The sequence below is a fragment of the Dactylosporangium sp. CA-152071 genome (assembly GCF_050936335.1).
GTDB lineage: Bacteria > Actinomycetota > Actinomycetes > Mycobacteriales > Micromonosporaceae > Dactylosporangium > Dactylosporangium maewongense.
On record NZ_JBNJMZ010000001.1, the window covers coordinates 3,685,545 to 3,698,390 of the forward strand.

Consider the following 12,846-nt stretch of genomic DNA (forward strand, 5'->3'; position numbering starts at 1 on the left):
CGCCGCAAGCACTTCGCGACCAGTACACCGGAGGACGAACATGCGAACGAAGCCCTGGACACTCCGTCAGGCCGTCATCGTCACGACCGCGCTCTCGCTCGGCTCCACCGCGGGGGCGGTCGCCGAGCAGGCCGCGACGCGGTTCGGGTTCACGCACCCCGGCCCGGGCCAGCTCGCGGCGGCCGTCACCACCCTGTGGATCCTCGGCCGGCTCGACGCGCTCATCGACGAGCGGCGGTAGAGGAGTCCGCGTCCAGGTAGTCCTCGGCGGCGCGCAGGACCACCGGCGCGGCGACCTCGGCGAGCCTGAGCAGGCACTGTTTCCAGCCGCTCAGGCCGAGCGAGCCGGCGAGCAGCCGGTGCGCGTGCGCCGGCGGCACCACGGCGACCAGGGCGTTGACGGCCTGGACCCGCCGGTCGGGCTGGGTGATCGTCCGCACCACCGCCTCGGCCTCCGCCGCGAGCTGCTCCGCCCGGTGCGGGTCCCCCGCCGCCCGCACCGCGGCGATCAGCGGTGCCAGCGCCTGCACCCGCTGCTCCGCGACCGGCATGCCGCGGGTCAGCCGCTCGGCCCGGCCGAGGTCGCCGGCCTCGATGGCGGCCACGCAGACCTGGGCCAGCGCCCACGACTGCTGCTCGGGGTCGCTGACGGCCAGCGCGACGGCCTCGGCCCGGTCGTGGTCGCCCCGCTCCGCCAGCGACGCGGCGACGTCCGTCATCGCCTCTGCCTGCCGGTACGGGTCGGGCAGCATGAACGCGATCGCCTCGGCCCGCCTGCCTGCGGCGGCACCGCCGGCCCGGACCAGCCGCGCCAGCGCCCTGGCCCGCTCGTCCGGGTCGTCGAGCCCGTACGCGACAGCCTCGGCCCGCTCGGTCTCGCCCGCCGCGGCGAGCGTCTCGATGAGCTGTACCAGCGCCCAGGTCCGCTGCCCGGGGTCGGCGACGGCCCGGGCGACGATCTCGGCCCGGTCCGCCTCGTCGTTCGCGGCGAGGACCTCGACGAGCTGGACGGTCAGCCACGCCCGCTGTTCCTCGTCGGGCAGCTCGTCGATGGCGTCCCGGACCTCCGCGGTCAGCCGCCACGCACGGACCCGGTCGGCGACGAGGACGGCACCGACGAGCTGGATCATCGCCGGGATCCGCTCGTCGGCGTGCGGCAGCTCCCGGATCGCCGCGTCGACGTCCGTCGCGAGCCGGGCGGCCTCGTCACCGCCGAGGCCGGACGCCAGCTTCATCAGGGCGATGCGGGCGAGCACCCGCTGGAACGGGTCGGCGAGGTTCGAGGCGACGCGCTGCGCCCGGTCGTGCAGCCCCTGGCGGGTCAGCGTCTCCGCGAGCTGCGTCCGCGCCTCGGCCTGCTGGTCCGGGTCGTCGACGGCGTCGACGAACGCCTCGGCCCGGTCGGGCTGTCCGGCGGCCGCCGCGACCGCGGCCAGCTCGCAGGTGGTGCGGGAGCGCAGCGCCGGATCGGGCACCGCGCCGGCGAGCTTCTCCGCCAGCGGGAACGCGCCGGTCCTGGCGGCCGTCGTGGCGAGCCGGGCGAGGGCCTGCGCCCGGAGCTGCTCGTCCGGGATCGACCGGGCGAGGCGTTCGGCCAGGCCGAGGCGCCCCGTGACGGCGACCGCCGCGGCGAGGGCGCCGAGGGTGTGCGCCCGGGTGAGCACGTCCACCGTCCGGCCGGCCGTTTCGGCCTGGACCGCGAGCGCCGCCGCCCGCCGGTGGTCGCCGGCGGCCGCGACCGCGTGGCCGACCTGGGTCAGCGCCGCCGCGCGCTGGTCGGCGTCGGGCAGGGCGGCGGCGTACCGCTCCGCCCGGTCCGGGCCGCCGGCGGCGATGATCGCGGCCATGAGCTCGGCACGGACGGGTGTCCGCTGCGCCCGCTGCAACCGGCCCGCGGCGGCGTGGGCGGCGGCAACGTGCCGCTCGATCTCACCGGCGCCGGTGAACGGGCTGAGGCGGATCAGCGCGATCCACACCGCGGCCTGCTCCGCCGGGTCGGCGATCCTCGGCGCGGCCGCGGCCACCTCGGCGGCGAGCCGTCGCGTCTCGTCGGGGCGGCCGGCGGTGTACAGCGCCGCGGCGAGCTCCGCGTACGCCAGCGCCCGCGGTCCCCTGCCGCCGATGCCGCCGGCCGAGGCCAGCGCATCCACGACCAACGCGTCCACGACCGACGCGTCCACGACCAGCGGCGCGGCACCGTCCGCGACCAGCGCGTTCACAGCCGACGGGTCCGCGACCGGTAGAGCGGCGCCGTCCGCCGCCGGCGCGTCCACGACCGGCCGTGGGGCGCCGTCCACGACCAGCGCGTTCACAGCCGGCGCGTCCACGACCAGCGCGTCTGCGATCGACACGTCCACGACCAGCGGCGCGGCACCACCCACCGCCGAGGTGTCCACGACCGGTGCGTCCACGACCGAGGCGTCCACGGCCAGCACGTCCACGACCAGCGGCGCGGCGCCATCCGCCGCCGACGTGTCCACGACCGGCGGATCCACGACCAGCGCGTCCACTGCCAGCAGGTCCGCGACCGGCGGCGCGGCGCCATCCGCCGGTGGCGCGTCCGCGGCCGGTGCGTCCGCGGCTGGTGGTGTGGCGCTTGCCCGGGCGGTGTGTTCCAGCAGGCGGGTCAGGGCGCTCGTGCGGAGACGCGGGTCGTCGATCAGGCGGCTGAAGGTCTCCGCGGATCGCAGGTCGCCGGCGGCGAGGACCGCGTCGACGAGCTCCAGCATGAGCTCGGCCCGCCCGACCGGTCCGTCGATCGTCCTGGCGGCGGTCGCTGCCTCGGCGGCGAGGGCGCCGGGGCCGCCGGGCGCCGGCGCGCCCCACTGCAGCAGGCCGGCCAGCGTGCGGGACCGGGCGGCCGGGTCGGTGATGGACCGGGCCAGCGACAGCGCCTCGGCGAAGAGTCGCTCCGCTCGCAGGCTCCGGCCGGCCGCGCGGATCGCGGCGGACAGCCGGGCCAGCGCCACCGACCGGCCGCTGCGGTCGCGGGCGGCGTGCGCGGCGGCCTCCGCCTCCGTCATGAGCCGCTCGACCTGGTCGGCGTCGCCCGCGGCGCCGAAGGCCCGCAGCAGCTGGCTCATCGCCAGCGCCCGGTGGTCCGGGTCGATGATCGACCGGGCCAGCGACATCGCGAGCGGCAGGTCGCCGTCGTCGAGGACGGCGCCGACCAGACCTAGCATGCTCCGCGTCCACCGGTCCTGGTCGATGGCGCTGCGGGCGAAGCGCGCCGCGCGGCGGTGGTCGCCGATGCTGACCGCCGTCTCGACCAGGTCGGCGAGCGACCGTTCGTGCCGTTTGGCGTCGACGATGCTCCACGCGACCGTCTGGGCGAACCGCTCGTCGACGGTCCCGGCGACCGCGGCCGCCAGCTGGGCGAGGGCCATGTTCTGCGCCACGGGATCGGCCATGCCCTGCGCGAGCGCGTCGCCCCGCGCGGGCTCCCCCAGGACGACCCATAGCGCCGGCAGGCCGGCCGGGATGTTGGCGTTGCGGGCGGTGAGCTCGTCCAGGCGCAGCGCGAGACGGACCATGGCGCGCAGGTCCGGCTCGGGCCGGCCGATGATCAGGTCCTGGGCGGCCCGGACCTCGGCCATGCCCGCACCGTCGCCGCCGGTGACGGCGAGCAGCCGGTCGTGCCGGTCGTGGTCCACGGCGAGCGCGATCAGCCGCCCCGGATCGGGCAGCGTCCCCAGCATGCGCGGGTAGCCGTGCAGCAGGTACTGCGGCGTGCCCACCGGCCAGCGCTTCGCCCGGTAGCCGTCCGCCCAGGCGTGGATCCGCTCCCGGTGCCGGCCGATCGCGGCGCCGAGCCCGCCCACCGCCTGCTCGCGCAGCTCGTCGTGGGTGAACAGCAGCACCGGCTCCGGCGCGGACGCGTGCACCGGCCGGACGGCGACCGACCGGCCGAAGACCCCACCGATGAGCCGCTCCAGGCGGAACCGGTCGAGCCCGGTCAGCTCCTCCAGCTCGGCCACCGTCAACCCGTCCGCGCACGCCGTCAGCAGGCCGATGACGTCCACGTGCGTCGAGTCGCCGAGCAGCAGCGCCCGCAGCTCCTGCCGCGCCTGGGCGGCGATGCTGCTGGCGTGCGGAAACGCCGTCAGCCAGCGGACCCGGCAGTGCCGCAGCGGATGGTCGCCGGGCACGTCGTCCGGCAGCGGCGGGTCGGGGCGGCTCGACACCACGATCCGCAGGTTCGGGACGGCGTGCCGCGGCAGCAGCGACGCCACGCTCGCCAGCCCCGACCCGGTCTCCGCGCCCTTGTCCTCGTCGAGGCCGTCGACGACGAGGAGCAGCCGGCGGCCGGCCAGCTCCGCGTGCCGGGCCGCGGTGCGTAACAGCGGAAGCCACCGCGACACCTGCGCCGCGGGCGCCGACGCGTCCAGCCGCAGCTCCAGCAGGCCCGTCAGCTGTTCCACCAGCGCCCCGGCGAACGCGTTGCTGTCCGACTGGGTCGCGAGGCGGGCCGTGACGAAGAACGCCAGGACGTCGACGCCGGGCGGCGGATGGCGCACGAACGTCGCCAGCAGCGCCGACTTGCCGGCCCAGGGCTCCGCCTGGATCCAGAGGTACGGCTCGTCGCCGGCACAGAACGCGGCGAGCTCCGCCAGCTCGGCCTCGCGGTCCCTGAGCCCACCGACGGGCACCAGGTCGTCGACGTGCGCCGCGTAATCCGGCCGCCACCACGGCAGTACAGGACCGGGCGCACCCGCCTCGTCCGGCTCGCCGGCACCTTCCTGGTCGCCGGACACGGTCTCGCCGGCACCGTCCGGCTCGCCCGCGCCGGTCACGGCGGCAGCGCCGGTCACGGCTCCGTGGCGGGCGACCTGCGCGGCCGCGTCGGCGTAGATCCTGGCCCTGACCTGGTCGTCGGCGGAGCCGCCGAGCGCCCGGGCCAGCGCCGCCGCCAGGTCACCGCTGGGCGTCTTCCGCCCGCGGAAGATCTCGCTGAGATACCCGATGGAGGGCCGGCCGCCGTCGCGGGCCGAGGTCAGCCGGTCCGCGATCTGCCGCAGGGTCGGCTCGCCGGCGTGGACCTTCAACCTGGCCAGCAGGTCGACGAGGGCACCACGGCCGGCGCTCGCCGGATCGGCCCGCCCGTCCACGCATCCAGATTATCGATCCTCGATGCCGGCACCGCGCCGACGCCCCGGTGCGGATGTCGTGTCGCCCGCCTTGGTCACCGCCGGGGAGGCGTTCTGTTCGCGGGATCGCGGCGCAAGGCAGAATCGACCGGGTGCTGAGCGCGACAACGATCATGGACCAGGACGACGAGCGGATCGGTGACTACCGGGCGCTGACCGACGTCGAGCTGCGCACCCGGTGGGAGCCGCCCAACGGGCTGTTCATCGCCGAGGGCGAGCTGGTGCTGCGCCGGGCGCTGCGGGCCGGCTACCGGCTGCGGTCCGTGCTGATCGACAGCAAGCGCGTCGGCCAGCTCGACGACCTCCCGCTCGGCGACGTCCCCGTGTACGCCGGCGACCAGGCGACGCTCGAGGCGATCACCGGGTTTCACGTGCACCGGGGGGTGCTGGCGAGCTTCCACCGCAAACCGGACCTTGCCGCGGCCGACATCCTCACGACCGCGCGGCGGGTCGCGGTCCTGGAGGACGTCAACAACCACACGAACGTCGGGGCGATCTTCAGGGGCGCCGCGGCGCTCGGGATGGACGCGGTGCTGCTGTCGCCGTCGTGCGCGGATCCGCTGTACCGGCGGAGCGTGCGGGTCAGCATGGGCGAGGTGTTCGCGATCCCGTACGCCAGGATCGAACCGTGGCCGGACGGGCTCCACGCAGTCCGGGAGGCGGGGCTGACGCTCCTCGCGATGACGCCGGCCGCCGATGCGGTGCCGATCCAGACGCTGAGCGCGGCGCAGCGGGAGCGGACGGCGCTGCTGCTCGGCGCGGAGGGCCCCGGACTGTCGGCCAAGGCCCTCGACGCCAGCGACGTACGCGTCGTGATCCCCATGCGGAACGGGGTCGACTCGCTCAACGTGGCGGCCGCGGCGGCGGTCGCCTTCTGGGAGCTCTGCCGCTAACGCTCGAGCTCGTGGGACGGCTGCTGGAACTCGGCGGTGAGCTCGGCGGCGGTCACCTGCGTGCCGGACACCTGGGCGGCGGCCGCGGCGGCCTCGGCGTTGGCGGCGGCGGCCGCGTCCTCGGCGGAGCGGCGGGCCTCGATGACGTCCTCGGACTCCTCCTCCTCGGCGACGTTGCGCTTGACCAGGTCGGTGCGGGCGGCGTCGGACAGCTGCGCCATGCCGCCCAGCGCGCCGCCGATGCCCTCCAGGGCCTTCGTCAGCTCGACCGGCAGGATCCACAGCTTGTTGGACTGGCCGGCGGCGATCTGCGGCAGCGACTGGAGGTACTGGTACGCCATGACCTTCGAGTCCGGGTTGGCCACGTGGATCGAGTCGACCACCGTCCGGATCGCCTTCGCCTGGCCCTCGGCGGTGAGGATGCGGGACTGGCGCTCACCCTCGGCACGCAGGACCGCGGCCTGCTTCTCGCCCTCGGCGGTGAGGATCTGGGACTGCTTGAGACCCTCGGCGTGCAGGATCGCGGCGCGGCGGTCACGCTCGGCGCGCATCTGCTTCTCCATCGAGTCGCGGATGCTCGGCGGCGGCTCGATCGCCTTCAGCTCCACGCGGGTGACCTTGATGCCCCAGCGGCCGGTGGTCTCGTCGAGGACGCCGGACAGGTGGCGGTTGATCTCGTCGCGGCTGGTGAGCGCCTTCTCCAGGTCGAGGGATCCGATCACGTTGCGCAGGGTCGTCACGGTGAGCTGCTCTATGCCCTGCAGGTAGCTGAAGATCTCGTACGTGGCGCGGACCGAGTCGACGACCTTGAAGTACAGGACGGTGTCGATCGACACGACCAGGTTGTCGGAGGTGATGACGGGCTGCGGCGGGAAGCTGACGACCACCTCGCGCTTGTCGACCTTGTTGCGCACCGAGTCGATGAACGGCACCAGGATGTTGAGGCCGGGCGTCAGCGTGCGGCTGTACTTGCCGAGCCGCTCCACCACGTACTCGACCTGCTGCGGCACGACCTTGACCATCTTGACGACCGTGACGATCGCCAGGAGGGCGGCGGCGATGACGACGACCGCCAGGAACACACTCGGATCCACGTGACTCAGTCCTTCCACACCATCGCGGTAGCACCCTTGATCTCGATCACCCGGACCCGCTCCCCGATCGCGAACGTCTGCGTCGCGTCGTAGGGCCGGGCCCGCCACAACTCACCGTCGATCTTGATCTGGCCGCTGTCGTGGTCGACCGCCTCGATGACGAGCGCCGTCGAGCCTTCCAGGGCCTCGACGCCCATCTGCATGTCGCGCACGTCGCGGCGCATGTATCGCTTGAGCGTCGGACGCACCGCCAGGAACGACAGGGCCGACCCGGCCGCGAACACCGCCGCCTGCACCGGCACCCCGGCACCGAGGGCGGCGGCGCCCGCCGCGGCGAACGCGCCGATCGCGAACATCAGCAGAATGAACGTGGTCGTGAAGATCTCCGCCGCGAGGAGCGCGGCGCCGACGACGATCCAGACGATCAGCCACAGGTCCACGCTTCGATCGTGTCACGCCGATGCACGCGGCGCTCGCGTCTGATCACTCGTCTTGCCGAATCCTTGTCGATACGCGGTGCGGCCCGGCCCAGTGCACAGTTGGGGAATCAGTCGCCCGCTTCGTCCCCCCTTCGTCCCCGCTTCGTCCTTTGGAGGCCTTCCGTGCCGTTGCTGCCCGAGACCGTCTCGTGCGTCGACGACCTCGTCGCCCGCGCCCACGCCGGTGGGCGGGTGCCCGTCCTCGTCGCGGGCGTCGTCCGCGACGGCGCCCTGCAGCACGTCGCGACGGCCGGGCTCGACCAGCCGGTCGCCGGGCTGCAGTTCCGGATCGGGTCGATCACGAAGACGATGACGGCGGCGCTGGTCATGGCCCTGCGCGACGAGGGGAAGCTGGCCCTCGACGACCTGCTCTACCGCCACCTTCCCGGCACACCCGTCGGCACCGTCACCCTGCGGCAGCTGCTCGGCCACGCGGGCGGCGTGCAGCGCGAGCCGGACGGCGACTGGTGGGAGCGCGCCGCCGGGGTGGACGTCGACACGTTCCTGTCCACGCTCACCGCCGACAAGGTCGCCTACCCGCCGCTGCGCGGATACCACTACTCGAACCTCGCCTACGGGCTGCTCGGCGCGATGGTCGCCCGCCTCGGCGGCGAGGACTGGCAGTCGATGCTCGCGAAGCGGTTCCTCGGCCCGCTCCATCTCGACCGTACGACCTACGCCGAGGCCGAACCGTTCGCCCGCGGCTACGTCGTGCACCCGTGGCTGGACGAACTGCGCGAGGAGCCGCGGCACGACGCGGCCGCGATGGCACCCGCCGGCCAGCTGTGGTCGACGGTGGAGGACCTCGGGCGCTGGGCGGCGTTCCTGGCCGAGCCCGACCCGGCGGTGCTCGCGCCGGCGACCCTCGACGAGATGTGCGCGCCGGTCGTGCTCAGCGACCTCGACGGCTGGACCGCGGGGCACGGCCTCGGCCTGCAGCTGTGGCGGCGCGGGGAGCGGGTGTTCGTCGGTCACACCGGCTCGATGCCCGGCTACCTGGCGGTACTGGCCGTACACCGGCCGTCACGCACCGGAGTGGTCGCGTTCGCCAACGCGTACACCATGCGCTATCGCGACTCGGGCGGCCTCAGCGGCTTCGGGCTGGACCTTCTCGGCGCGGTGCTGGACCGTGAGCCCGTGCGGGTGGCGTCGTGGCGGCCGCGCGAGGAGCCGCCGGCGGAGATCTTGCCGCTGACCGGCCGGTGGTGGTGGATGGGGCGCGAGCACGAGGTCGGCTGGGCAGGCGGCGAGCTGGTCGTCACGCCGCTGACGGCTGGGGGCACGCCGTGGCGTTTCGTGCCGGACGGGCCCGCGCCGGACGTGTGGCGCGGGCTGTCCGGGGACTGCGACGGGGAGCTGCTGCGGGTGGTGCGTGACGGGGACGGCGCGGTGGTCGCGCTCGACGTCGCGACGTTCCTCTTCAGCCGGGATCCGTGGCCCGTGCTCTAGGCGTCCCCGTTTTCGTCCTCGTCTTCGCCTCTAGGCGTCGTCGTCCAGGTCTTCGTCGGGTTCGGTCACGAAGTCGATGAGGCGCTCCATGGCGTTGATCAGCGGGGTCTCGACATCCTTGTAGCTGGACACCGACGCGAGGATGCGGCGCCACATGTCGGCCGGCTCGCTCACGCCGAGCTGGTCGCAGACGCCTTCCTTCCAGTTCTGCCCCGGCGGGACCACCGGCCACTGGCGGATGCCGACGGCCTGGGGTTTGACCGCCTGCCACACGTCGATGTACGGATGGCCTGTGACGAGGATGTAAGGCGACCGGATATTTCCGACAATTCGGCTTTCTTTGGAGTTTGGTACGAGATGGTCGACTAGGACGCCGAGCCTGGCGACGGGCCCGGGGTGGAACTCGGCGACGGTCGCGGCCAGCTCGTCGATGCCGTCCAGAGGCTCGACGACGACACCCTCGACACGCAGGTCGTGCCCCCAGATCCGCTCGACGAGCGCCGCGTCGTGGATGCCCTCGACCCAGATCCGGCTCCGCCTCGCCACGCGCGCCGTGAGCCCGGCCACCGCGATCGACCCCGAGCTGGTGATGGTGCTCTTCTGCCGCTGTACCGCCAGCTTCGGCTTGACGAGCGTCACCGGCTCGCCGTCCAGCAGGAACGCGGCCGGCTCCAGCGGGAAGTTGCGCCGCTTGCCGTGCCGGTCCTCCAGCACCACCGCGCCGAACTGGTAGCCGACCACGGCACCGCAGAACCCCGAGTCCACATCCTCCACGACGAGGTCCAGCTCGGCGTCCACCGTCGGGACCGTGCGCCGGCGCCGCCAGTCGTTGTTCGCCAGGACGTCCATGGACGGCAAGCGTATCGGCTGACGCCCCCAGCGCCTGCGAGACATACCGGCACGTCAGCACGTACCCTTGCTCCCATGTCCCCCGCAGCACGCGCGGCGACCCTGCAGGCGCGCCGCTCGGCGCGTTTCGTGGCATGGGTCCGGGCGTGGCGCGCCGGCCTCGTGCCGTGCGACGACGCCGCCGCCGAGATCTCCGGCGACGAGGAGCACATGGTCTCCGACGTCCCCGGCACGTGGACCGACGTATCCCTCGTAGATGCGATCACCGCGCTGTCCAAGCTCCACCCGGACGAGGTCCGCCTGGTGCTCCCCGCACCCGGCGACCCCCGCGGCCTGCCGGGCCCCGGCCCCTTCAGCAGCGCCGCACTCCTCGCCGGCGAGGGCGTCATCGCGGGCGGCCTCGGCTTCGTGCCGGAGGTCCGCCTGCACACCTCGGGCTCGGGGGACGAGTTCGAGACCGTCCGCTGGCAGGTTTTCGTCTTACCCGCGGCCGTCCCGGCCCCGCTGGACGGCCCCTCGACCGCCGAGGCCGAGGCCGAGCTGTCCGCCGAGCTGGCGACCGCCACCCGCACCCTCGCGAAGCTCGACATCGCCCAGTGGCGCCCCGAGCTCGCCGGCGCGATCGAGGCCCTCCGCAAACCCGACGGTGCCACCGACCTGCCACCCGGCTACGACCCACGCGCCCGCCGCCTGTACGCCCGCGCGGCCATCCTGGACCGCGTGCTCGCCCTCGCCGAACACGCCGCACCCGGCGGCGCCATCAACGGCTACGAGGTCCAGCAACGCGACGCCGCCCTCCGCCCCCTCACCACCGCCTGCCGCCGCGCCCTGGTAGCCGCCTGCAACGCCCCCCTGATCTGAGTCTGTAATTCCCCCCGCTGCAATCCCCCCACCGCTGCCGCGGCGGGGCCCGGCGGGGATTCTCACCCGCACCCCAATGCGCCGCTGCGCGGCGCACAGCCCGCGCTTGCGCGCGTGGCTGGGATTGCGCGTGCGCGCCGCATCCGGTGGTCGCCCCCTGCGCCACATCCGACGGCCACCGTCCGGCCCGTCATGATCCGGTAAACCTTGAGCGCCCGCCACCCGGCACCACCCGGATGAGCCACCTCAGGAACGCCCAGCACGTCCCGGCTCACCGAGCACACGGCCGACACCCCTCCGCGTCATGATCCGGTAGACCTTGGGTAGCCAGGGCTACACGAAGTCTTCCCGATCACCGAAACCCCGCGCCTAGCCACACCAGCGACGCACCCAGAAACCCCCGCCCACGACCACCGCCCCGCCCGGGACCAGTGACGCGCCTGGAACCAGTGACGCGCCCGGAACCAGCACCCCGCTCAGAACCACCACGTGGCCCAGAACCAGCGACGTGCCCAGGACCAGCACCCCGCTCAGAACCACCACGTGGCCCAGAACCAGCGACGTGCCCAGGACCAGCACCCCGCTCAGAACCACCACGTGGCCCAGAACCAGCGACGTGCCCAGGACCAGCACCCCGCTCAGAACCACCACGTGGCCCAGAACCAGCGACGTGCCCAGGACCAGCACCCGTTCGGGACCAGCGACGCGCCCACGGCAGGCTCACTCACGACCCAAGCAAGCCCAGAACACGCCCCACCCGCGACCACAAGCCCAGAACAACAGGCCCCACCCACGACCAGCAGCGCACCCTGGGCCCAACGCGCCAGAACCAGCGACACGTCCGGGACACGCCCCGCCCGCGGTGCGCCCGGGTCGCGCCGGCGCCGCGACGGCCGGTTCGTGCCCGTGGGCTCACCGCCTCGGCGCGGCGCGCCAGTGGTTGCTCTCCCGCTCCGTCGCGATCCGGGGACCCCGAGCACTCAGAAAAGTGCACAGAGTCCTCAGGTTCAGCGAGGACGCCGACGACGAGCCCCGTGATCATGGGTCGCAGGTCCATGATCACGACAGCACGCCAGCCCAGGCCGATGCGTCGCGCGGCACGTCGCGCGGGGGCGTCGGGTCGGATGGCGGGCCGGGTTTCTGGGCACTGCTCGCCGAGGCGTGGCAGCGGTCACGGAGGGGTTCCGGTGGTGCGCCGGCCGTTTCACTAGCACCGTACCAAGGCTTACCTAATCGATCTTCAGATTCGCGACCGAACCGTCGCAGTGCGTAGTTTCCGCAGTGAAGGGCTGGGTCAGACCTCGTCGATCAGGTGGGCCACGGAGGGGATGATGCGGGACGGGCGGTACGGGTAGCGTTCCACGTCCGAGACCGTCGAGATGCCGCTCAGGACCAGGATCGTCTCCAGGCCCGCCTCGAGGCCGCACAGGACGTCGGTGTCCATGCGGTCGCCGATCATGGCGGTGGTCTCGGAGTGGGCGTCGATGCTGTTGAGGGCCGAGCGCATCATCATCGGGTTGGGTTTGCCGATGAAGTACGGCTCGATGCCCGTCGCCTTCGAGATGAGGGCGGCCACCGCACCGCAGGCGGGGAGGGCGCCCTCGTTGGAGGGGCCGGTGGCGTCGGGGTTGGTGCAGATGAAGCGGGCGCCGTCGTTGATGAGGCGGATCGCCTGCGTTATGGCCTCGAAGCTGTACGTGCGGGTCTCCCCCAGCACGACGTAGTCGGGCTCGGTGTCGGTGAGGATGTAGCCGACCTCGTGCATCGCGGTGGTCAGGCCGGCCTCGCCGATGACGTAGGCGGTGCCGCCGGGGCGCTGCGTGTCGAGGAACTGGGCGGTGGCCAGGGCCGAGGTCCAGATCGCCGACTCGGGCACGTCGAAGCCGATGCGCCGCAGGCGGGCCTGGAGGTCACGGGCGGTGTAGATGGAGTTGTTGGTCAGGATCAGGAACGGCTTGCCGGACGAGCGCAGCCGGTTGACGAACTCCGGTGCGCCGGGCACGGGCTCGCCCTCGTGCACGAGGACCCCGTCCATGTCGGTGAGCCAGGACTCGATGGGCTTGCGTTCTCTCAC

At 73.6% G+C, this 12,846-nt stretch carries 10 protein-coding genes; 4 read left to right on the plus strand and 6 right to left on the minus strand.

Annotated elements, in window-relative coordinates; translation table 11 throughout:
* Positions 1-40 precede the first annotated feature (40 nt).
* Positions 41-241, plus strand: coding sequence for a hypothetical protein (locus ACQEVZ_RS16380; protein ID WP_344502928.1), 201 nt, complete (start codon positions 41-43; stop codon positions 239-241).
* Here the strand turns inward: ACQEVZ_RS16380 and ACQEVZ_RS16385 are convergent.
* The gene (locus ACQEVZ_RS16385) at positions 222-5,108 is read right to left on the minus strand and encodes a hypothetical protein (RefSeq protein ID WP_433367216.1); all 4,887 of its coding nucleotides are present in this window, start codon (positions 5,106-5,108) and stop codon (positions 222-224) included. The two genes, ACQEVZ_RS16380 and ACQEVZ_RS16385, sit on opposite strands and share 20 nt — an antisense overlap.
* 53 nt (positions 5,109-5,161) lie before the next feature.
* On the opposite strand from ACQEVZ_RS16385, the gene ACQEVZ_RS16390 reads away from it, so the two are divergent.
* Positions 5,162-6,040, plus strand: a complete 879-nt coding sequence (locus tag ACQEVZ_RS16390; RefSeq protein WP_433376796.1) for a TrmH family RNA methyltransferase — start codon at positions 5,162-5,164, stop codon at positions 6,038-6,040.
* Here ACQEVZ_RS16390 and ACQEVZ_RS16395 read toward each other — a convergent pair.
* Positions 6,037-7,062 (minus strand): SPFH domain-containing protein, encoded by a 1,026-nt coding sequence (locus ACQEVZ_RS16395; RefSeq protein WP_344503242.1) that lies wholly within the window; start codon positions 7,060-7,062, stop codon positions 6,037-6,039. The genes ACQEVZ_RS16390 and ACQEVZ_RS16395 overlap by 4 nt on opposite strands.
* Before the next feature lie 77 nt (positions 7,063-7,139).
* A complete protein-coding gene (locus tag ACQEVZ_RS16400; protein WP_344503243.1) occupies positions 7,140-7,568 on the minus strand; it encodes an NfeD family protein in 429 nt (142 codons plus the stop codon).
* Between the two features lie 168 nt (positions 7,569-7,736).
* Here ACQEVZ_RS16400 and ACQEVZ_RS16405 point away from each other — a divergent pair, with 168 nt between their 5' ends.
* Positions 7,737-9,062, plus strand: coding sequence for a serine hydrolase domain-containing protein (locus tag ACQEVZ_RS16405; protein WP_433367219.1), 1,326 nt, complete (start codon positions 7,737-7,739; stop codon positions 9,060-9,062).
* A gap of 30 nt (positions 9,063-9,092) precedes the next feature.
* Here the strand turns inward: ACQEVZ_RS16405 and ACQEVZ_RS16410 are convergent, their stop codons facing one another.
* Positions 9,093-9,911 carry a DUF3097 domain-containing protein gene (locus ACQEVZ_RS16410; RefSeq protein WP_433367222.1) on the minus strand — a complete coding sequence of 273 codons (819 nt, stop codon included), beginning with the start codon at positions 9,909-9,911 and terminating at the stop codon, positions 9,093-9,095.
* 75 nt (positions 9,912-9,986) lie between these two features.
* On the opposite strand from ACQEVZ_RS16410, the gene ACQEVZ_RS16415 reads away from it, so the two are divergent.
* The gene (locus ACQEVZ_RS16415) at positions 9,987-10,772 is read left to right on the plus strand and encodes a hypothetical protein (RefSeq protein WP_344502932.1); all 786 of its coding nucleotides are present in this window, start codon (positions 9,987-9,989) and stop codon (positions 10,770-10,772) included.
* A gap of 369 nt (positions 10,773-11,141) precedes the next feature.
* Here the strand turns inward: ACQEVZ_RS16415 and ACQEVZ_RS16420 are convergent, their stop codons facing one another.
* A complete protein-coding gene (locus ACQEVZ_RS16420) occupies positions 11,142-11,459 on the minus strand; it encodes a hypothetical protein (RefSeq protein WP_433367225.1) in 318 nt (105 codons plus the stop codon).
* Positions 11,460-12,066: 607 nt separating this feature from the next.
* The gene (locus ACQEVZ_RS16425; protein WP_344502933.1) at positions 12,067-12,846 is read right to left on the minus strand and encodes an HAD-IIA family hydrolase; all 780 of its coding nucleotides are present in this window, start codon (positions 12,844-12,846) and stop codon (positions 12,067-12,069) included.

Bases quoted from the DNA above. Each gene is read 5' to 3' on its own strand.
- ACQEVZ_RS16380 (WP_344502928.1), top strand. From the start codon at position 41: ATGCGAACGAAGCCCTGGACACTCCGTCAGGCCGTCATCGTCACGACC.
- ACQEVZ_RS16390 (WP_433376796.1), top strand. From the start codon at position 5,162: ATGTCGTGTCGCCCGCCTTGGTCACCGCCGGGGAGGCGTTCTGTTCGC.
- ACQEVZ_RS16395 (WP_344503242.1), bottom strand. From the start codon at position 7,062: ATGGTCAAGGTCGTGCCGCAGCAGGTCGAGTACGTGGTGGAGCGGCTC.
- ACQEVZ_RS16410 (WP_433367222.1), bottom strand. From the start codon at position 9,911: ATGGACGTCCTGGCGAACAACGACTGGCGGCGCCGGCGCACGGTCCCG.
- ACQEVZ_RS16415 (WP_344502932.1), top strand. From the start codon at position 9,987: ATGTCCCCCGCAGCACGCGCGGCGACCCTGCAGGCGCGCCGCTCGGCG.